We start from the raw sequence: 19,711 nt of genomic DNA on the forward strand, positions 1-19,711 counted from the left end.
GCATAACGATATAAAATGAATTTCTATATTCAGAATCCGCAAAGCGATACAGGCATGTTGATTATGTGTATCCGCAGGAAACGCGATGGCTGTTTTTGTGTTTAAAGAATGGAGTGGCGCTGTTGCAGGAATAATATATTCCAAAAAATGATTTATTAATGCGGGGTGATGGCTTCAGAATTAATTCTCTTTATCAAAAAACGAAACTCACTTTATTGCATAGCCATCATTACATCGATGTGCTTAATGGTATGGTTTATTACTTAAGGGAATTATAATGAATTTATTGCCAGGTAACCGGTTTGCTTCTTTCTTGCCGCGTGTTGGGATCCCGTTGTTGCTGTTCGGCAGCGTATTTGGGTCTGGCGCTGCCCACGCTGAGGGACAAATCAGTATCGCCCAGCAGTACGGTATCGGCTATCTAATCCTTGATGTGGTGCGGGACCAGAAACTTATCGAGAAGCACGGCAAGGAAGACGGGCTGGATATTAAAGTCGACTGGCGGACACTTTCAGGTGCTACCGGGTTAAATGAGGGGCTGCTTTCAGGCTCACTGGATGTGGTTGCCGCCGGGGTGCCACCGGCGCTGACGCTCTGGGATCGTACCAAAGGGAAGCAAAACGTTAAGGCGATTGCGGCACTCGGCTCAATGCCCAATTACCTGCTGAGTAACAATCCGGCAGTGAAAAGCGTGAAGGATCTGAGCAGCAAAGACCGCATCGCCGTACCGGCTGCTGGCGTCGGGTTCCAGTCCCGTACATTGCAAATAGAAACGGCACGTTTGTACGGCAACGCGGACTACAAGCGTTTTGATAATATTACGGTAAGCCTGCCGCATCCTGATGCCAGCGCGGCGTTGATCGCCAGTGGTTCGGAAATTACGGCGCATTTCTCCAGTCCTCCTTTCCAGTATCAGGCGCTGGAACACCCAAATATTCATAAAATATTAAGTTCCTACGACGTATTAGGTGGTCCGGGAACGTTTAATCTGCTTTATACCACCTCGAAATTTCATGATGAAAATCCGAAGACGTACCGCGCATTTTTTGAGGCGTTGGCCGAAGCCGAAAAGATAATTAAATCGGATAAAGCAGCGGCGGCACAAACCTATATTCGCGCCGAAAACTCAAAACTACCCGTGGCCTTTATTCAGAAAATGATTGAGGACCCGGAGAATAACTTCACTATTACGCCAGAACGAACCTTTGTTTATGCCAACAAGCTTTATCAGTTGGGCGTACTGAAAAATAAAGCGGCTTCCTGGAAGGATTATTTCTTCAGTGAAGCGTATATCTTACCCGGGAGCTGATATGTCTGAGTTGTCTGCGACATTACCGCCGCCGTTGTTGCAGGTTGAGGGGGTTAACCTGCAATACCGCACCCATGAACGTCTGATTCAGGCCACGCACGATGTCAGTTTTGATGTCTGGCCTGCTGATCGCTTCGTGTTACTTGGGCCGTCAGGGTGCGGTAAATCCAGCTTGCTGAAAGCCATTGGTGGATTTCTGACTCCGGTATCCGGTTCCATCCGTCTTGCCGGTGAGACAGTCACCCAGCCTGGTCCTGACCGCATGATGGTCTTTCAGGAGTTTGATCAATTACCGCCGTGGAAAACGGTGCTGGAAAATGTCGCTTTCCCGCTGATCGCCAGTCGCAGAGTAGGGCGGGCCGAAGCTAAAGAGCGCGCTGAGTATTTTCTGCAAAAGGTCGGACTGGGGGCGTTTCGTAATGCCTATCCCAATACGTTATCCGGCGGCATGAAGCAGCGGGTCGCCATTGCGCGCTCGCTGGCACTGCACCCGCAGGTTTTACTGATGGATGAGCCCTTCGCGGCGCTGGATGCGCTGACCCGGCGCAAAATGCAGGAAGAGCTGTTGAACCTGTGGGAAGACGTGCGGTTTACGCTGCTTTTTGTTACCCATTCAATCGAGGAAGCGTTGATTGTTGGCAGCCGTGTTTTACTGCTGTCACCGCATCCGGGAAGGGTAAAAGCCGAACTGAACTGTCATCAGTATTCAATGGCGGATTCTGGTGGCACGGTGTTTCAGGCAGATGTTACCCGGATTCATGATTTATTATTTCCACAACCTGCCATGCCAGTCATAACATCACAGGGCCATCCGAGGGGGGAGCGTCATGAGCAACCAGCCACCTATCCGGCCTGAGTACCAGCGCGAGTTAACACCGCTGGAAGATTTTACGCTGGCCACGCCGTTACCTTTGCGCGTGCGCCTCGGGAATCAGACCTGGTTGCGAAAATCGTTGTTATTGCTGGCGCTGGTGATTATCTGGGAGGTGGCGGCGCGCTGGCAAAACAATGACCTGATGTTCCCCAGTTTCTGGCAGACGTTTACCGCACTGCGTGAGGATATCGCCAGTGGTGAATTGCCGAATCGCGCGTGGCTGTCGGTAAGCCTGCTGCTGAAAGGCTACATCCTGGGGACCCTGCTGGCGTTGCTTTTCAGCGCACTCGCAATATCAACGCGTATTGGCCGCGATTTGCTGAGTACACTGACCGCCATGTTTAACCCGCTGCCAGCGATTGCTCTATTGCCGTTATCCCTGCTCTGGTTCGGTCTGGGGAATGCCAGTCTGGTGTTCGTGATTGTGCATTCGGTGATCTGGCCTATGGCGCTCAACACCTGGTCCGGCTTTATGGGCGTTTCCGAAACGCTGAAAATGGCAGGCCGTAACTACGGACTGAAGGGGTGGCGTTATGTCGCGTGGATTTTGATTCCTGCTGCGTTACCGGCCCTGCTGTCAGGACTCAAAATTGGTTGGGCATTTGCCTGGAGAACGCTGATTGCAGCTGAGCTGGTATTTGGCGCGTCAAGTGGCAGCGGGGGGTTGGGTTGGTACATTTTCCAAAATCGTAATGAAATGTACACCGATCGGGTATTTGCAGGTCTGGTGACGGTCACCGTGATTGGTCTGTTGGTCGAGGGGCTGGTGTTTGCCACACTTGAAAGGCTGACGATTAAACGTTGGGGTATGCAGAACTAACAGCAGCAGTTAAACCAAAGGACATGATAATAATGTTATTTTGCGATCACTTAACAATAGGCTTTTTAATGTTCTCTTCGAGGATTTGTGTGACGTAATGCATCCAGTATCGCATACCAAACAGGTCCAGCAGCAGGCTTGCCCATAAAAGTCCGACACAAAAGACGAGTATCAGTGCGATATAATAAGGTGTTGCTGACATTTTCGGCCTCCCATGGATTGCAGATTGCTGTCTGATTGTTCCAAATAAATCCTTCCACATCAACAATAAGCATGTAGATAATGATAATGCCGATTCAATTACTCATAAAATATAGACATACTGTATTTTTAAAAATATACAGCATGTCCCCATTTAACAATTATGGGTAGCTTAGAATGATGTTTTCGTCAGGAAGTTTAGTAAAGTCACGAATGATATGATGGTAGTCATTAAGTGGATCAAGATTATTAAGTTTTCCCTGGTAAAGGTCTTTTGCAATGATCTCCATTCCGATAATATTATAAGGATGGTTATAGAAATGATGATAGACACCGTAAACATTTCCATCCTGAATCGGTTGAATCTGGTTTAACCCCTGTCTGTTCTTAAGTTTGTTGAAGACTACAGACACTTGTTGGGGGGTTACGCCGTATCCGAAGGGGAGAACGTTAACGTTAGGCCGCCTGGAACCCGACATAATATAAACATCAGGTTTCATTGAAATGACCTTTTCGAGTGAAACGAATCCAGCATTGCCGGGCAGTAATTCAGAACCAATGTTACGCCCCCCTACAGCTTCGACAAGTCCGCCCCATCCATTATGAGAGTGAGTAAAGCAGCAATTTTCTGTATTACCGGCAATAGGTTCAATGAACACGGTTGGAGTTTTATCCATGGACTTTGCGGCTGACAATATTGCATCGAGACGTTCCTGGTAGAAAGTGGCGTAGGACTGGGCCTCTTTTTCTTTATTCAGGGCCTTACCTAATAATTCGATGCTTTTTTTGGTGTTTTTTACCGGTTCAAGCTCATAATCAACGAACAGAACAGGGATGTTTAACTTTGCCAATGCTGCTAACACGCCAGTTTGTTTGAGCGCAGGCTTTGCGCGCCACTGAGCAATAACTAAGTCTGTTTTTTTGGAAAGTACAGTTTCAAGATTTATCTCTCCTTGATCACTGAAACCCATGTCAGTAATTTTTTCTGCTTCAGGCCAGGTTTTTCTCAACAGATCCCAGGACTGGATATCTTGCTTTTTGGGCATGTTGTTCCAGGCAACCACTCTATGAAAAGGTGATTGCCTGTCCAACAAAGCCAAAGCGAGGATGTCCCTGCCATCCTGCAAAACAACACGCTGTGGTTCATGAGTTAACGTAACTTTTTGACCATCAACGTCAGTCAGGGTCAGGGGGTAAGTGCTGGCGAAGGAGGCCAAAGGCATTGCCAGGGTCAGTGCTAACAGAGGGCGTATCATTTTTCACTCCTTGATGATTGAGTGATAATTATTATCATTATTGTTTAAGGAAACATTAAGACGATACTGACCGAAAGGATGAGCATTAAATCAAGCGTAGAAGGAGTACCGTTTTAGAGTGGATCATCATCAACTTCATCTTTAGCCGTTAATAAAACATAACCGAACCCTCTTATGGTTTGTATTTTGTTTTTTCCAATTTACACCGTCCTTCGTGTCAAGACAGGTTTTGTCAACGTTGAATCTGTTGCGTTAGCATAGATACTCTTTTCTGCTCATCAGCTGCAAATATCCCTATCAGTAGTTTATCTGCAAAGATAAAGGAGCCTATCGTGATGATAGCGTTCATCACGCGGAATGAGACGACAGGCATCGAGAAAAATACCAGCACGTTCCTGAAATTATCAAAAGGCAGGCTGTGCATCACCTGATTATAAAATGCCAGATTCAAAAATGATGTGAATGCCATACCGGCGCGCCTCTTCCACTATGGTAGTTCCTTCGCGATGCGGGCTGTGTTGCGCCGTCATGATCAACACGTCACCAGGCCGTTAAAATTGCGCGAGGCGTTGACGCTGAACGTCCAGCATGGACGACTCCAGTGGAATATAGCCTTCGGCACTATTCGTCTGGGCAGCAACGATGGCTTGTCCCTCTGAGGAGAGGGTGAGTGACAGCCACATCTTCAGTTCAGGGTTGAGCTTTTGACCCGGCGGCAGATCAAAATAGAGCGAGACATAACTGGATAACGGATAGTTTCCCCGGCCAACATTGGTTAAATCAGGCAGCATGTAATCCATATGGTCATCAGCCGCCAGCGCCACAATCCTCGCCTGCTTTGCAAATGCTGCGGCATTAAACCATCCCACTGCGCCGATGCCAAACGGGTCATTCGCCACCGCTTCCAACACCGCCTGACGATCGGGTAGAGGCTCATAGTGTGGCGGATAAGGAAGGCCCTGCAGGTGCAGATGACGAAATGCCGTTGCATATTTACCATCGTCGTGCAGGCCATACAGATGAATGCGCCGATGCTGGTATTCTTCCTGCAAACCCAGTTGTGACCACATGCTGATCTCACCCTGCGGATTTCCCCTGGCGAAAAGGGCACGCACCTGTGCCATCGTCAGCCCCTGTAACGGGTTACGCTGGTTAACGTAAAAAGCGGGTGGGGTTTTTGCATCCTTGCGCGGGCCATGTCCGTTATAGCCGACGTGGATGCAGGTTGGGGCATAGCCTTTCACCTGCAAAAATGCATCCAGCTCATACTGCCAGGGAGAACGAGAGATGGGCGCAACCCAACTGGCATTCGCCGCCAGCGCCATAATCGCCGTTGAGGAACCTTCCATGGTGCAGGTGAACAGAATTTCTGGATGTTGGCGCTGAAAAAGTTCGCACCATGGTGTAACCAGCGAATCCATTCCATCATTACCAATAATCGGCAGCGTTGTAGTAGCAATATTCATAAGCAATTAGCCAAAAGGTTGGACTGGTGGCTGACCATATCGTCAGAAAGAGACGCATAGCGAGACTGTGTGTTGATGATTTGTTGTCCCGCAGCTGACAGCACAAAACTGGCAAAATCGATCAGCGGCTGGCTGATAATCCCGTGTCGATCTTTTGGCAGATAAAGGTGCAGATAGCGGGTAAGGGGATAGTCACCGCTTCGCATATTATGCAGGCTTGCGTCATAAAGCCGACCCTCTTCGTCAGAGATTGGCAGCGCGCGGACATGTGAGTTTTCACGGCCCGCTTCAGCAATGCCAATCGCCGTGGGCATGCTAGCCAGTTTTTCGAGCAGCTCATCGGTAGTGCTGACATATTCACCACTCCAACCCGGCTGACGCTGGTTAAAGTGATGCTGACTCATGAATACGTTGAGTGGTGCGATACCGGGCAAACGCAGCGGGTAAATGCTGCCAGCATTAGCGGCATTCAGCTGAGCCCATGAGGAGTAATCTCCCGCCGGATTGCCACGCGTAAATACCTTACTAAGTTGCTGCAGCGTAATATGCGGCAATGGATTTGCCCGCTGCACATACACACAGGCAGAAACCGGTGCACAAATCGCTACCCTGATAGCGAATGGCGGGGTGCCGAGCAGCTTACGGTAAGGCACGCTTTCAAAACGGGTCATTTCGCGTTCGAGCAGTGCCATGGCGCTTTGGCCGGTCATCATGTAGGCAAACACGGATGCTTGCCCCTGTGCCATCGCCAAATATTCCCTTTCTGGCTGATGAGTGCTGAATGCTTCAATCAATTGGCTGGCAACATCACTGCTGTTTTCACAGGCTCCCAGCTTATAAACCAGAGGATCTGGCACTTTTAAATGCGCGGTATAGATCGTTGAACTCATTATCCGTTGTTTCTCTATTAACAATTTTCCAGGCTTGCCGTGTAAATGAGGTCATCGGCAACAGCAAGCAGCGCACTCAGTATCATAAGTAATGATTTCTATTCGCATTTTCCTTTAAAATCATCATGTAGTATCGAACCGTAGTAGTCAATTTCATGGGTAGCTACAGAGCGGTAATCTCAGCTTTGCTTCTATAAATAATGTCTATCCATTATTAAGATGTCGTATCAGTGGCTAAGTTAAAGTGTCATCTGTGACACGAAGAGAGTCTGGCTGTTCAGGACGTTTTTCTGGGCCGTGCTACCCAGGTATTCTCGGCCATCATCAGCTTTCTGACGGTTTCTTTTGAGATGCTCAGCCCGAAGCCGGCGTTCAGTAACCGCCAGGCTCCGGTCGGGCTCATGCCACGGCAGCGGGTGCGGATAAGCTGCACAACCTGAGACTTCAGCTCTTCTTTCAGCTGATAGTTGCTGGGTTTACCCCGGCGCAGATCCACCATGCCGTTCCGGCCGGATTCGCGGTAGCGGCTGACCAGACGCCGGCACTGGCGGGGAGAGACTTCCATTGACTGCGCGGCTTCTGCCGCTGTGATGTCGCCTGCCAGATACATTTCAATCAGGTCGGCCCGCAGCTGTTCCTGCAGGGTCATTACTTTTTTTCCTGACTCATTTGTCCTCCCTGTGGCGTTGTGTCCGCTGAAGCGGGCAGGGGAAGGGACTCAGCGCTTGAGGTCAGAGACAAAGTCCTCCGGGCTGACCAGTACCGGATTGATTGCCCTCAGTGCTTCAAGCGCGCGTTCCTGCGCCCGTCGTCGCGGCATTTTTCTGCTGCGTGAGCGTTTCCCTTCAGCTTCCAGCGCATCCTGTTTTTCCTGCGCCAGCCGCAGTACGGTACCGAGGCGTTTGTTATCGACGATCTCACCCTGATCCACGCAGGTCAGCTTGTCAAAAACCTGATAACGCAGCTCACGGTGGGCATAACGGAAGCTGATCCTGCCGTCAGGATATTCGAATACGGTGATTTTTTCACCCTCGATGCGGGTGTCGGCATCAGAGGGTTCAATGAGGTAGAGCATTTTATCGTACTGAAAAGTCAGCGCTTTTGATAACTTCCGCTGGTCCTGCCAGGCAAAGATATCGTCCAGCTCGTCCGGTGTCAGACCGGTCGGACGGTGCAGATCTTTCGGATACTTAGGAGGTCGTGCAAAACGGCGGTTAAAGTTGTCGATAAAACCCGCAATCCAGCGGTTCGCCTCGCTGATGGAGCTGATGTTGTGCAGCCGCAGCTCCTTCACCAGCCGATCCTGCAGCGTCTGGTTGGCGCGCTCCACACGGCCTTTGGCCTGGCTGCTGTTGGCGCAGATGAGCTCTATGCTCAGGTCGCGCAGTGCACGGCCAAACTGTGTGGTACCGCTGCGGCGTGCGTCCGTACCGTTAACCCTGAAAACGGCGTGCTTCAGGGACGAAATCTGTAAATTGTTCCGTACGACATTAGCGCTTTGGAGTAACAAATAATGTCTATCCACATTGATAATGTCACCCTGATTTCCCGGTTTTGAATGTCACTTTCTGCTGCTTTCTGATGAAGAGAAAAGGGCAGCAGGGGGTTATTTCTTCAGGCCGGGTCTGTAGAGCAACGGCTCAGCCAGAACCGGATTAACTGCCCTGAGCTGCTCCTGAATCTGCGCCCGCCTCCCCGGCATATGCCGGCTGCGTTCCCTTTTCCCTGCCGCTTCCAGCTCATCCTGTTTTTCCTGTGCCAGTTTCAGCACTGCGCCCAGTCTCTTATTATCAACGATACACCCCTGGCTGACGCTGGCGAGCTTATCGAATACCCGATATTTCAACATTCTGCTGCCATAGCGGAAAGCCAGCGTACCGTCCGGATAGTCATATGCCATGATTTTCTCACCGGCAATGCGTGAGTTTTCTTCACTGGGTTCAACCAGATAAAGAATCTTATCGTACTGAAATGTCAGTGATTTTGAGAGCGTGCGCAGCGTCTGCCAGGCAAAGATATCGTCCAGCTCCGGGCGGCTTTCGGAGACGGCGCGGTGCAGGTTTTTCGGATATTTTGCCGGTCTGGCAAAGCGGCGGTTGAAATCGCTGATGAATGTCTCAGCCAGGCGTTGGCTGTATCAATGCCGGTGATGTTCTCCAGCCGCATCTCCTTAACCAGCCGATCCTGGAGCGTCAGGTTAGCTCGTTCGACGCGACCCTTGGCCTGAGAGCTGTTGGCACAGATAAGCTCGATGTTCAGATCGTGCAGTGCGCGTCCGAACTGCGTCATACCGGTACGTCGCGTTTCGGCCTGGCTGACGTGAAACACCGCGTGCTTATCGCTGTAAAACGCCACCGGCTTGCCGTGTTTATCGATGTAATCGCGCGTGGCCATCATGTAATCGAAGGCCGACTCACTCTGGCAGAAACGCAGGTGCATCAGACGACCGGTCGCGTCATCAACGTAAACCAGCAGGCAGCATTTTGGTGCGCGGCCTTCGAACCAGTCATGGTGTGAACCGTCAATCTGGATCAGCTCGCCCAGGCAATCCCGCCGCTGGCGTGGCTGATAAATCCGGGGCGGACGGCGTGCGTGCGGGATCCAGAGTCCGTCAGCAGTCATCCAGCATCGCAGCGTCTCAACGGCGATCTTACCCGTGGCGCGAGCTTTTCTGCGGCGAGCGTTGGTCCGAAACCGACATAATTTTCACGCAGCAGCGCGGTATGCGGTGACGCAGAGCCTCATCAATACGATGCGTGCCGGGCTTGCCGCGTCGTGCGTTGATAAGGCCGACTGCACCAGACTCGCGATAGCGGTTCATCAGCCGCTGAACCTGGCGTTCAGTGAGGTCAAGCTGAAAGGCCGCATCACGGCGACGCAGGCGCTTTTCGATGACAGCCTGAATGACGGGAAGGCGGTGAAGTTCTTTATTCGACATGGTCACCAGCATCAGCAGAGATCTCCCAGAAAAAAGTGGTAAACGCACCGGATCTGGGTGAAATTATGAACTAGATAAAAAGTGACAATATCAAATGTGACCCTCAAATAAAGTGCAGATAACGTGAATTATGTTAAATATAATATCCAATTAACCATGCAACACCCACTACTAAATACCTCACTGCGTGATTTATTACGTTTTCATCCGCCGCCGCTATGTGAACACCCACCACCATTTGCCCTGGATCCGCTGCATAACGGCCACTGTGAGTTCAAAGAAAGTGCAGCTTCACGCTACAGCAGAGGCTTGTCTGACCATGGCCGTTCTTTCTGCATAACCAGACTCATTGCGGCCGGAAGAACCGTCAGCGTCACCAGTGTTGCCACCAATAATCCCCCGATAATGGCATACGCCATAGGCCCCCAGAATACCTGTTCTGAAATCGGCAGCATCCCGAGTATCGCCGCACAGGCGGTCAGCAGTATCGGCCGGGCACGGTGCCCGGCTGCGGCGATGATCGCCTCGTCATACGCCACTCCTTCACGTACATTGTTGTCAGCTTCACTGATAAGAATCACCGCGTTGCGGATTATCATACCCGCCAGCGCAATAATGCCCAGCAGCGCGACAAACCCCATTGGTGTGCCGGTTGGCAACATCGCCAGCACAATACCGATGAGACCAAAGGGTGCCATCAGCAGTGCCAGCAGCATGCGGGAAAACCGCTGAAGTTGTACCATCAACAACATCAGCATCACCGTCAGCGTCACCGGCAGCATGACATACACGGAGTTGTTGCCTTTATCTGATTCAGCCACCGTCCCGCCCTCCTCTATCTGATAACCAGGCGGCAGTGTGCCGCGTAGCCGGTTCACCGACGGCTGCAGTTGTTGTGACACAGCCTCGGCACGCATCCCCGGTGCCACGTCGGTCTGTACGGTGATATAAGGCAACCGCTGACGCCGCCAGATAACCGGGTCATCCAGGCCCCATTCAGGTGCGGCAACCTGGCTGAGCGGTATTTTCTGCCCCTGGTCATTGGTCAGCAGCATGCCGGACAACGTCGTTAAATCCTGACGCTCCGCGTCATCCGCGCGCAGCACCACATCAATCAGCCGATTATCATCGCGCACCGTGGTGACTGTCGCCCCTGACCAGACGGTGTTCAGCATCTGAGCGATACGCTGCGACGACACTCCCGCCGCCCTGGCAGCCGTCTGGTTAACGTTCAGGGTGATGACCCGTTCCGGGTCTCCTGCGCTGAGGTTGACCTCACGCGTACAGGGGTTCTGACCAAGCACTGACGCCAGCTTATGCGCAATCACCTTTACCCGCCCGTAATCAGGGCCGGTGATGCGGTATTTGACTGGCCAGCCCACCGGCGGACCGAGTTCCAGTGGGGAAACGCGGCTGGTGATGTCGCTGAACTGGCGGGCCAGCAGGTTATCCAGCGTTCTTTGCAGCCGGTCGCGCGCCTGCAGGTCTTTCGCCACCACCACCAGCTGGGCCGTGTTTTCATTATCCAGCAGGACATCCATCGGCAGGTAAAAGCGTATCGCCCCTGACCCGACGTAACTGGAGAAATGATCAACATCCGGGTCACGGATTAACGCTTTTTCCAGTCTGTCAGTCTGACGCCCGGTTTCGCTCTGAGAGGCGTCAGCCGCCAGCGTCAGGCTGACCAGTAGTTCGGGCCGATCAGAGGTGGGGAAGAATTCACCCTGCATAAAGGTCGTGCCATACGCAGCCAGCCCCAGCAGAACCAGCGCGGCTCCGACAGTCATTGCCCGGTGACGCAGGGTTATGGCCAGCAGACGATCATATCCGCGCCGGAGCCTGCCCGGCGCCCCGCTGTCCGCATGTATTTTCAGTGTTACGGGTAAAATCCGTACACCGATAAGCGGCGAAAACAGGATGGCGACCACCCATGAACAGAGCAGCGCGATCAGCATCACGGCAAACAGCGTGTAGCAGTATTCCCCGGCGCTGGAGGCCGCAAATCCCACCGGAATAAACCCGGCAATCATCACCAGCGTACCGGTCAGCATCGGAAACGCCGTTGTTCTGAAGGCATAGGTAGCCGCCGCGCGGCGTGAATCACCTGCTTCAAGGCGCGATACCATGGTTTCTACCGTTATCATGGCATCATCAACCAGCAGACCGAGCGCGATAATCAACGCGCCGAGCGAGATGCGTTGCAGACCGATACCGGCAAGCAGCATGCCGGTAAAGGTCAGAGCCAGTACCAGCGGTATCGCCGCTGCCACTACCAGGCCAGCGCGCTGGCCCAGTGACACAAACGACACGGCAAGCACGATGGCGACGGCTTCAGCCAGCACGCGGATAAATCCGCTGATGGCGTTTGCCACCACGGCCGACTGGTCGGCGACTTTCACCATCTCGATTCCGTGCGGCAGCTGCTGGCTGAGCAGCCCCATGCGGGTATTCAGGGCCTGACCAAAGTCGGTCATATTCCCGGTGGCGGCCATAGAAATCGCCAGACCGATGGCCGGTTTTCCGTTGACGCGGAACACCGGTGACGGGGGTTCTGCCGTTTCGCGACGCACGGTGGCGATAGCGGCCAGGGGAATATAACGACCATCGATATGCAGCGTGACCGCCTGCAGGCTCTTTTCCGACGTCAGCGCGCCACTAACGCGAAGCGATACCTGCGCGCGGTCCGTACGCAGCGTGCCGGCAGGCTCGACCGCATTCTGCGCCTTCAGCGCGTCACTGACCTGTTGCAGGGTAATCCCCATACCCGCCAGCTGGCGCGGGGAGAAAGCGATGACGAGTTGTTCTTCCTGCACCCCGATCAGGCGGATTTTCCCCACGTCCGGCAGCGACATTAAGTCGCGGCGGATATCCTCCACCCGATCGCGCAGTTCCCGCGGGCTAAATCCCTCAGCGGTAAACCCGTAGATGGTGCCAAAGGTATCATCAAATTCGTCATCAACCGCCGGTCCCTGTACGCCGGATGGCAGTGACGCGGCGATATCCTGCATCTTTTGGCGCACCTGATACCAGATGCCGGGTACCTGAGCGGGCGGGGTATCATCCCTCAGGTTGACAAAGATCACCGACTGACCGGCGTGCGTGTCGCTTTCTACATAATCCAGATACGGGATCTCCTGTAGCTTTTTCTCCAGCGTGTCCGTCACCAGGTTGACCGTATCCTGCACGGTGGCTCCCGGCCAGGAAGCTGATACCACCGCAGTCTTGATCGTAAAGGCCGGGTCTTCGTTACGCGGCAGCTTTTCAAAGCTCAGGATGCCTGCGGCCATCACCAGCAACATAAAAAAGATAATGAGCTGCTGATGATTCAGCGCCCAGGCCGAGAGATTGAAGGATGAGCGGTTCATTCTGCCTCCTCTCCAAAGGCGACAGTTTCTCCCTGCCGCAGCTGGCTGACGCCTGCAATCACCACCGCATCGCCAGGCGCCACACCGGCAGACACCAGGATAGCGCTGGCGGTATATCCGCCCAGGGTAATGACTCTGAATTCCAGCTGATGCGAGAGTTTGTTGACCACGAACACCGCCGGTTTTCCGCTCGTCCAGGTCAGCGCCGAAGCCGGCAGGGATATCAGACCCGGCCCGGATGCGGCCTGCCTGACCTGCACGCTGGCTCCCAGCATCATGCCGGATGGTGGGTCAGTGAGGCGGATACGTACGCGCCAGGTGCGGGTCTGCGGATCCGCCTGTGGGCTGATATCACGCAGCGTGCCAGTGCAGCTCACTGTCCGATCACTGGTGAGAGAAATGATGAATGTCCCGGCCTGGCGGGAAAACTGCTGCGGGTCCGCCACATCAATCACGGCATCCCGGCCGCCGCTGACAGCCAGCGTTACCACGGGCTGTCCGGCACTTAGCACCTGCCCCGGCTGCGCGCTGACCTGCGTGACCACGCCTGCGGCCGGTGCGGTAAGGCGTGTCCAGCTCAGATTGTCCTGCGCCGTCTTCAGGGCAGCTTCAATGCTCTGACGGCGTGACGCTGCGGTCTGCCAGTCTGAACGCGCGGTGTCCAGCTGGACGCGGGCAATGGCCCCGGAGGGCATCAACTGCGTCATGCGTTTCAGGTTCAGTGCCGCCAGGCGCTCAGCGGACAGAGCGCTGGCAAGGTCGGCGCGTGCGCTGTTGAGCTGATTCTGTGGCGTATCACTCTCCAGCGTACCCAGCAGTTGTCCCGCCGTTACGCTGTCACCCACGTCCACCGCGCGCGTCAGCAGGCGGCCGTCGAGCCGGAAACCCAGGGCCACTTCATCGTGCGGGCGGATTTCACCGGTCCGGGCCAGCAGACCGATACCTGTTGGCGCGGGTGCCGTGATGGTGCGAACCGGCCTTGGCGGTGCCGCCTGTTTTTCCGGCTTCCCGCCGCAGGCGGTCAGCAGCAGCACAACCGGCAGCGCCAGCAGGCAGTATCTTGGCAGGGCCAGTCGGTGGAGCGTGCAGAGGTGGCGCAGTACCTGCCGCACACAATCGGGCAGGTCAGAAAGATTTTCCGTCATGGCAGTGTTCCTGAACAAGGTTCCGGCCATTCAACCGGAACAATGTCAGGATTTACCCCTGCTTTCTGTCAGGAAGCTGTCAAGACGGCAGATTTATGCGTGGATATTTCCGGCAGGCAACGTGATGGTGATAACCAGCCCCCGCGACTCACCCTGGGTGGCGTGAATGCTGCCACCGTGTGCCTCGCAGATGCCGCGTGCGATGGACAGGCCCAGTCCGCTGCCACCGGAATGCCGCGCGCGTGACGATTCTCCCCGTGTGAACCGCTCAAACATGAGCGGGAGAAAATCGGCTGGCACAGCCGGACCGCGGTCGCAGAAAACCATTTCACATCCCGTCGGCACTTTCCGGGCCACGGCGGTCAGCACGCCCCCCTCTGCGGCATAGCGCAGGGCGTTTTCCATCACAATGGTCACCACCTGCCCCAGACGGACCGGGTCAACTTCACAGAGACAGGAAGCATCAGCGGTGACGCTGAATCGCATACCCGCGTCCCGTGCCTGCGGAGCCAGCCACGCGGCCCGTTCGCACAGTAGCCCCGTCAGGTCCGTCACCGATTTATTCAGACTGAGCTGACCGGCATCAGCCAGCGACAGCAGGTGCAGTTCATCCGTCAGTCGGCTGAGGAGTTGCAGTTGTTTCATGACCATCGCCAGTTGCCGGGGTTCAGGGTTAAACACGCCGTCCATCATCCCCTGCAGACGACCAATCGCCGCAGTCAGCGGCGAACGCAACTCATGCGCCATCGCCACATGGGACGCCCGCAGTTCACGCTCGTAGCGCGCCAGTTGCTGCATCATGGTATTGAAGTCACGGGTAAAGCGGCCCATCTCCAGCGGAGCATCATCCACCTGCGCGGCCTGAGCACTGAAATCTCCCGCAGACACTGCGCTGGCGGCCGCCGTCAGGTGGCCGAACTGCGCTGCCAGTGGCCGGGCAGAACGTAACCCCAGCACCACAATAAACGGGATGATCACCACCACCAGAATACCGACTGTCAGCCAGTCCGCTGAAGCGATAGAAGGGTCAGAGTAACTGATGCCCCACCATGTATCGACAATCTGATGAAAGCGGGCGGGATCGGAGGCTGGATGCGCGCGCAGCAGGGCAAACTCCTCGCGCAAGGCCGGTGGCATCCGGTGCTGTATCCACAGGCTCTCAACGGCGAAACGCAGCCACATGCACAGCGCAATCACCACCACGGAACCCACTGCCAGCGCCAGAATCCGCACACAAATCCAGCGCCACAGGGTCTGCTGCTGTAGCGTCTTCATGGTTGACGAAACCGATAGCCGACACCGCGCACATTCACCAGCACGTCAGAAATTCCGGCTGCCTCCAGTTTTTTGCGCAGATTGTAGACATGGGTATCGACCGCTCTCTCCAGCGCATCACTCTCCGGCAGGCAGCGTTCCAGCAGGGTCTGGCGTGAAAAGGGGCGTACTGGCGCACCCATCAGTGTGGTAAGCAGACTGAATTCAGTCGGGGTCAGTTCGAGGCTGGTGAGCCTGCCATCGTCATGACTGACTCCCGCTGTCATCATGGTGGTATCCACCTCCAGTCCCTGCCAGCGTAATGACGCCACTTCCGGTTCCCGCGAGACACGCCGCAGTACCGCCTGAACACGGGCCACCACCTCACCTGGATTATAGGGTTTCACGACATAGTCATCGGCACCGTAGCGCAGGGCACCAATTTTATCCGGCATATCACCCATGGCGGTCACCATGATAACCGGCGTGTTCCCTTTGCGCCGGACGGCGGCAAGGATTTCAGTGCCGTTCATACCTGGCAGCATCACATCAAGCAGGATAAGGTCAGGTCGCAGACGCTGGCTCATCTCCAGTCCCGACGGGCCATCGTGCGCCATGGACACGTCATAGTTTTCCCGTCGTAAATACGCACCCAGCACATCCGCTGCATCCGCATCGTCTTCAATAATCAGTATTCGTTTCCCGGACATTCAGGCCACCTTGACCGTTTCTTCATAAATCCCTGACAGTTTACTGACACTGCCTCCGTATATTCACCTGGCAAACGCGGCCCACGACAACCGCCTGCTGACGATTCAGGTACGGAGAAGCACAATGATAACCAGAAAACTCACGTTGTATATGGCCTGTTTAGTACTGACGGGGACTGCGGGTGGCGCACGGGCAGATGATGCCGCATCATCACAGAAGAATTTTTCCATCGGGATGGCAGGTCAGAGCCTGCCCCGTTACAGCGGGTCGGATAAGCGCCGCTGGCAGCTGGTACCGCTGGTGCAGGCACGGGATGGGGCATTTTTTATTGATTCGCAGAAAGGCGTGGGCTATGACCTGCAGAGCGACAGCGGACTCTACCTCGAACATACGCTGGGCTATGACCTGGGACGCTCAGAACGAAATTCGGACTGGCGGGACGGCAGCGACAGGCTGAACGGCATGGGAAATATTAAAGCGACGGTCAACACCGCTGTCGCGATTGGCTGGTCAGTCTCCCCCTGGCTGACACTGGAAGGCAAAGCAACCCTGCCACTGAGCGACAGCCAGGGCGTGAATTACCAAACCTCCGCCACATTGATCCCTCTGCAAACCAGCACCGATACGGTGGCATTCAGCACGGCGGCATTATTCGGCGACAGTCGGTATATGAACACGTTATATGGCGTCAGTGCCGCGCAAAGCCGCCGCACAGGCTACACGCAATATCAAGCGCCCGGTGGTTTTTATGGTGCGGATACCAGCCTGACCTGGAGTCATCAGTTCACCCCGCACTGGGGATCGCTGATCAGTGCCGACTACATCTGGCTGGATAAGCATGCTAAAGAGAGTCCGATTGTATTCCGGCGTAATGAAGCGGCACTCACTCTCGGCGTGTTGTATACATTCTGAGCAGCTCGTTAGTTTTGGTGGTTCAGAAAGCGGGATATCGTGTCTCACCGTTATCAGAAATAAAGATAATGTTCTGCTGGTCGTTTGAGTTGCGGATAGCCTGCTACCCTTTTGCAGGCTATCCGATTTCAAAGACTGACCACGATGCGCCTGTCTCAGGCTGCACCATTGTCGTCATATCCTGCTAACATGTAACAACGCAAACAGCCCCAGCCACTGAGAGAGACCAGCACGAGGCAGAAGCGGGAATAAACGCTGATTCACCGACATCCAATGTGAGTTCCTCACCGCATGCATGTCGCAGGGATGCACTCCCTTCAATCACCAGAATAATCCCGGCGCTACTGGTCATTACTTTCTGGTTCTCAACCGCAGAGAAAAGGCTAAACTGAAAATCCTCAACTGGCACCGGATACTGATCTCGTTCGTCAGTTCGCTGCGGTGTCATCAACAGAGATGAAGCGGGATTCGGCGTGGCAATATTGACGATCGTCCATAATCATGACCTCTTAGAAAACCAGCCCGATACGGGCGTAAATGCTGACGTGGTCCGCTCTGAGATAGCCGGGATAGCTGAGCGGAATTCCGAGCGTGTACTGGGTATAGAAATAGCGGCCACGGGGGCTGAGGCCGATAGCGTTGCCCCACAGGGTGCCGGTGGATTCACGGTCCTGCCTGTCGGTTTTCAGTACCGATGCCAGAGAAGCGCGATAAGTCGCGCCGCTACGCGGAAAGCCCCTAATAGACTCAACTATGGCTGTATCGTCCGGCTATTTTTCGGGATGTATGAAGGACACGGAGGATGCTTACTTTGGTCTCATCAGCTACATACACAACTATGAAGGGAAAATGTGGTATTACAAGCTTTCTATGTTTTACGGTGCGCCCAGCCTGTACACCCGCCATAGGGTTTTCCTTGAGGATATTCACCATTGCTGCGAGCCTGTCATCGGCAGCAATGGCAACTAAAGCACCTGCTTCTTTGTTCAGGTAAAGAAAAATGTTTTCTCTGTCAGTCAGCGCGCGTCTTTCCCAGACAATATTCGTGGTCACAATTTTCCCTGAGCAGCTCGCTGTCGCAGATCATCCATGTGTTTTGTCACTTCATCATTGTTAAGGTACTCGCCTTCACCAGAGTTATGGCGATTGAACGCGTAAGCTATCTGTTGCTCCAGCCAATGCTCATGTTCACTGTTTTGAAATCGGAGTTCTTCTGCTGCCAGCTCTTCTGCCCGCTGACGCATGAGTTCGGTAAGGCTCATCTGCTGGCGCTCCGCAGCAAGCATGGCCAAACGTTTCGTTTCATCATCTATCCGAAAATGAATAGTGCTGCTCATTATGTTGTCTCTTGTGGTGTCGTTTGTGTTGTCATTATGAGGGTAAACCATCGTAGTGTCATCCCCGCATACCAAACTAATCACGTATCTAAACTACTTACGCCTCAGTCATGGGTCCCCTGCTCATACTCAGTGCAATCGATCGTCATGGGTAGCAGCATTTTATCAGGAGATAATCCAACGGATTAGAAGCACGGGATTCTGACGACAGGATCACTGATTCCGGCGAATAGCCAAACCTGCCCGGAATAAGTCGGAATCAGCGGTCGAATTAAATCAACGATTTATGCAGTATTGACTCAAGTATCTTCAGTGGTGCGTTCTTTGGTTCATGCATTGCGTCCACCGGCAAAAGGAAAGTTTGTTCCAGCATAAATTGTCCGCCCATAGCGGCATGCGGCGTCCCATCTGAAAAACAGATCCAACTGCTACCAGAAGGAAATTCGATCGCAATCTGAGGACCGTTCTTTTGATAATCAGCATCTGCTTTCATTGCATCGTGGAGTTGAAGCATTAAATGGTCATAGTGACTACGGAGGCTTTTGGTTATCCCGAATGTGTATTGCAGCCTGCTGAGTAACGGAGAGTAACCTTTCAGGCGCGGTAGAAATCGTTGCGCAAGTGTCGGGAACGTTTCCCCGACCCGCCACGAACGATTTTCTGCTGTGGGATTGATATTAGTGAAGATACGCAGAATACGCTCACCGTAATTAGGCCGCGAAGGGAACGCATCTACGTGCAAGCGACGGTCGTCTTTACGCCATGAGGTGTTTTGCGTCCATTCTTTTACCGGATGCAGACGCAGGCTATTAGTAGGACTATGTAGTTTTTGCTGATATTCGGGAAGGATCGCCGCAATCAACTGAAGGCAAGCCTGATAATGCCGCTGCAGGAGTAGACTAATTGCTGGCTCCTGCATCGCCGTAGCCACTCCGGTTAGTTTATCTTTGAGCGGTTGATAGCTAATGTTTTTACGTTTCGGATCAACCAATGCCGGGTCAAGTAATAGCATCTCCTCATCTGTCAGCGAAAAACTAAGATTGGGTAAGAAGATGACTTTGCCTTTCTCCAGTGCATCAACGGCCGACATCGAGAGATCTGTATCGCTGTTCCAATGACCAAGAGGTAGTGAATAAATAGCATTATCATAAGAAGTTGTTATTTCTGGCATAGTTAGATCCTTGCTCATTTAGCACACACAAATTACACTATTTTAAAATGAGCGTTTATAAA

Annotated in this window: 17 protein-coding genes and 3 pseudogenes; 4 read left to right on the top strand and 16 right to left on the bottom strand. The window is 53.6% G+C overall.

The features are described from left to right. Positions 1-277: 277 nt before the first annotated feature. Genes PW844_RS03020 through PW844_RS03030 form a run of 3 tightly spaced genes read left to right on the top strand, consistent with a single transcriptional unit; the run spans position 278 to position 3,003 of the window. Positions 278-1,309 (top strand): ABC transporter substrate-binding protein, encoded by a 1,032-nt coding sequence (locus PW844_RS03020; protein ID WP_299447061.1) that lies wholly within the window; start codon positions 278-280, stop codon positions 1,307-1,309. 1 nt (position 1,310) lies between these two features. Then, complete coding sequence (locus PW844_RS03025) at positions 1,311-2,165, top strand: ABC transporter ATP-binding protein (protein ID WP_299447064.1); 855 nt, start codon at positions 1,311-1,313, stop codon at positions 2,163-2,165. Further along, the gene (locus PW844_RS03030) at positions 2,137-3,003 is read left to right on the top strand and encodes an ABC transporter permease (RefSeq protein ID WP_299447067.1); all 867 of its coding nucleotides are present in this window, start codon (positions 2,137-2,139) and stop codon (positions 3,001-3,003) included. Before PW844_RS03025 ends, PW844_RS03030 begins: the two co-directional genes overlap by 29 nt. Positions 3,004-3,365: 362 nt before the next feature. Here PW844_RS03030 and PW844_RS03035 read toward each other — a convergent pair whose 3' ends face one another. The 12 genes and pseudogenes from PW844_RS03035 to PW844_RS03090 form a co-directional block, all read right to left on the bottom strand. Further along, entirely contained in the window at positions 3,366-4,460 is a 1,095-nt protein-coding gene (locus PW844_RS03035) for an ABC transporter substrate-binding protein (RefSeq protein WP_299447070.1), read from the bottom strand. A 232-nt stretch (positions 4,461-4,692) separates the two neighbouring features. Then, positions 4,693-4,929, bottom strand: a complete 237-nt coding sequence (locus PW844_RS03040) for a hypothetical protein (protein WP_299447073.1) — start codon at positions 4,927-4,929, stop codon at positions 4,693-4,695. After that, a pseudogene (locus tag PW844_RS03045) lies at positions 4,913-5,008 on the bottom strand (MurR/RpiR family transcriptional regulator); the annotation flags it as partial. The pseudogene PW844_RS03045 and the gene PW844_RS03040, both read right to left, overlap by 17 nt. Before the next feature lie 3 nt (positions 5,009-5,011). Next, on the bottom strand, positions 5,012-5,926 hold the full coding sequence (locus PW844_RS03050) for a substrate-binding domain-containing protein (protein WP_299447076.1): 915 nt from the start codon (positions 5,924-5,926) through the stop codon (positions 5,012-5,014). Then, the gene (locus tag PW844_RS03055; RefSeq protein WP_299447079.1) at positions 5,923-6,816 is read right to left on the bottom strand and encodes a substrate-binding domain-containing protein; all 894 of its coding nucleotides are present in this window, start codon (positions 6,814-6,816) and stop codon (positions 5,923-5,925) included. Before PW844_RS03055 ends, PW844_RS03050 begins: the two co-directional genes overlap by 4 nt. A gap of 277 nt (positions 6,817-7,093) precedes the next feature. Further along, positions 7,094-7,465 (bottom strand): helix-turn-helix domain-containing protein, encoded by a 372-nt coding sequence (locus tag PW844_RS03060; RefSeq protein ID WP_299447082.1) that lies wholly within the window; start codon positions 7,463-7,465, stop codon positions 7,094-7,096. Between the two features lie 69 nt (positions 7,466-7,534). Further along, positions 7,535-8,284 (bottom strand): annotated as a pseudogene (locus PW844_RS03065) (hypothetical protein); the annotation flags it as partial. Between the two features lie 138 nt (positions 8,285-8,422). Beyond that, positions 8,423-9,754: pseudogene (locus tag PW844_RS03070) on the bottom strand (ISNCY family transposase). A gap of 296 nt (positions 9,755-10,050) precedes the next feature. Beyond that, positions 10,051-13,119, bottom strand: a complete 3,069-nt coding sequence (locus PW844_RS03075) for an efflux RND transporter permease subunit (RefSeq protein WP_299447085.1) — start codon at positions 13,117-13,119, stop codon at positions 10,051-10,053. Then, positions 13,116-14,264 carry an efflux RND transporter periplasmic adaptor subunit gene (locus tag PW844_RS03080; RefSeq protein WP_299447088.1) on the bottom strand — a complete coding sequence of 383 codons (1,149 nt, stop codon included), beginning with the start codon at positions 14,262-14,264 and terminating at the stop codon, positions 13,116-13,118. The genes PW844_RS03075 and PW844_RS03080 overlap by 4 nt, the downstream gene beginning before the upstream one ends. 93 nt (positions 14,265-14,357) lie before the next feature. After that, a complete protein-coding gene (locus PW844_RS03085) occupies positions 14,358-15,539 on the bottom strand; it encodes an ATP-binding protein (RefSeq protein ID WP_299447091.1) in 1,182 nt (393 codons plus the stop codon). Continuing rightward, the gene (locus PW844_RS03090) at positions 15,536-16,228 is read right to left on the bottom strand and encodes a response regulator (RefSeq protein WP_299447094.1); all 693 of its coding nucleotides are present in this window, start codon (positions 16,226-16,228) and stop codon (positions 15,536-15,538) included. Before PW844_RS03090 ends, PW844_RS03085 begins: the two co-directional genes overlap by 4 nt. A 124-nt stretch (positions 16,229-16,352) precedes the next feature. Between PW844_RS03090 and PW844_RS03095 the strand changes: the two genes are divergently transcribed. After that, positions 16,353-17,141, top strand: coding sequence for a MipA/OmpV family protein (locus PW844_RS03095; RefSeq protein ID WP_299447097.1), 789 nt, complete (start codon positions 16,353-16,355; stop codon positions 17,139-17,141). Between the two features lie 184 nt (positions 17,142-17,325). Here PW844_RS03095 and PW844_RS29370 read toward each other — a convergent pair whose 3' ends face one another. From PW844_RS29370 to PW844_RS03110, 4 genes are all read right to left on the bottom strand, one after another. Beyond that, the gene (locus PW844_RS29370) at positions 17,326-17,589 is read right to left on the bottom strand and encodes a hypothetical protein (RefSeq protein ID WP_367187747.1); all 264 of its coding nucleotides are present in this window, start codon (positions 17,587-17,589) and stop codon (positions 17,326-17,328) included. A gap of 299 nt (positions 17,590-17,888) precedes the next feature. Next, complete coding sequence (locus PW844_RS03100; protein ID WP_299447100.1) at positions 17,889-18,194, bottom strand: type II toxin-antitoxin system RelE/ParE family toxin; 306 nt, start codon at positions 18,192-18,194, stop codon at positions 17,889-17,891. Next, positions 18,191-18,478 carry a damage-inducible protein J gene (locus PW844_RS03105; protein WP_299447103.1) on the bottom strand — a complete coding sequence of 96 codons (288 nt, stop codon included), beginning with the start codon at positions 18,476-18,478 and terminating at the stop codon, positions 18,191-18,193. The genes PW844_RS03100 and PW844_RS03105 overlap by 4 nt, the downstream gene beginning before the upstream one ends. Positions 18,479-18,749: 271 nt before the next feature. Next, positions 18,750-19,649 (bottom strand): Kdo hydroxylase family protein, encoded by a 900-nt coding sequence (locus PW844_RS03110; protein WP_299447105.1) that lies wholly within the window; start codon positions 19,647-19,649, stop codon positions 18,750-18,752. Between the last annotated feature and the right edge of the window lie 62 nt (positions 19,650-19,711).

The organism is Pantoea sp. (genome assembly GCF_028283705.1).
Lineage (GTDB): Bacteria > Pseudomonadota > Gammaproteobacteria > Enterobacterales > Enterobacteriaceae > Pantoea.

Excerpts from the sequence above, each read along its gene's own strand:
- PW844_RS03060 (WP_299447082.1), bottom strand. The coding sequence starts at position 7,465 with ATGACCCTGCAGGAACAGCTGCGGGCCGACCTGATTGAAATGTATCTG.
- PW844_RS03020 (WP_299447061.1), top strand. The coding sequence starts at position 278 with ATGAATTTATTGCCAGGTAACCGGTTTGCTTCTTTCTTGCCGCGTGTT.
- PW844_RS29370 (WP_367187747.1), bottom strand. The coding sequence starts at position 17,589 with ATGACACCGCAGCGAACTGACGAACGAGATCAGTATCCGGTGCCAGTT.
- PW844_RS03110 (WP_299447105.1), bottom strand. The coding sequence starts at position 19,649 with ATGCCAGAAATAACAACTTCTTATGATAATGCTATTTATTCACTACCT.
- PW844_RS03055 (WP_299447079.1), bottom strand. The coding sequence starts at position 6,816 with ATGAGTTCAACGATCTATACCGCGCATTTAAAAGTGCCAGATCCTCTG.
- PW844_RS03080 (WP_299447088.1), bottom strand. The coding sequence starts at position 14,264 with ATGACGGAAAATCTTTCTGACCTGCCCGATTGTGTGCGGCAGGTACTG.
- PW844_RS03090 (WP_299447094.1), bottom strand. The coding sequence starts at position 16,228 with ATGTCCGGGAAACGAATACTGATTATTGAAGACGATGCGGATGCAGCG.
- PW844_RS03075 (WP_299447085.1), bottom strand. The coding sequence starts at position 13,119 with ATGAACCGCTCATCCTTCAATCTCTCGGCCTGGGCGCTGAATCATCAG.
- PW844_RS03105 (WP_299447103.1), bottom strand. The coding sequence starts at position 18,478 with ATGAGCAGCACTATTCATTTTCGGATAGATGATGAAACGAAACGTTTG.
- PW844_RS03035 (WP_299447070.1), bottom strand. The coding sequence starts at position 4,460 with ATGATACGCCCTCTGTTAGCACTGACCCTGGCAATGCCTTTGGCCTCC.
- PW844_RS03040 (WP_299447073.1), bottom strand. The coding sequence starts at position 4,929 with ATGGCATTCACATCATTTTTGAATCTGGCATTTTATAATCAGGTGATG.
- PW844_RS03050 (WP_299447076.1), bottom strand. The coding sequence starts at position 5,926 with ATGAATATTGCTACTACAACGCTGCCGATTATTGGTAATGATGGAATG.
- PW844_RS03025 (WP_299447064.1), top strand. The coding sequence starts at position 1,311 with ATGTCTGAGTTGTCTGCGACATTACCGCCGCCGTTGTTGCAGGTTGAG.
- PW844_RS03085 (WP_299447091.1), bottom strand. The coding sequence starts at position 15,539 with ATGAAGACGCTACAGCAGCAGACCCTGTGGCGCTGGATTTGTGTGCGG.
- PW844_RS03095 (WP_299447097.1), top strand. The coding sequence starts at position 16,353 with ATGATAACCAGAAAACTCACGTTGTATATGGCCTGTTTAGTACTGACG.
- PW844_RS03030 (WP_299447067.1), top strand. The coding sequence starts at position 2,137 with ATGAGCAACCAGCCACCTATCCGGCCTGAGTACCAGCGCGAGTTAACA.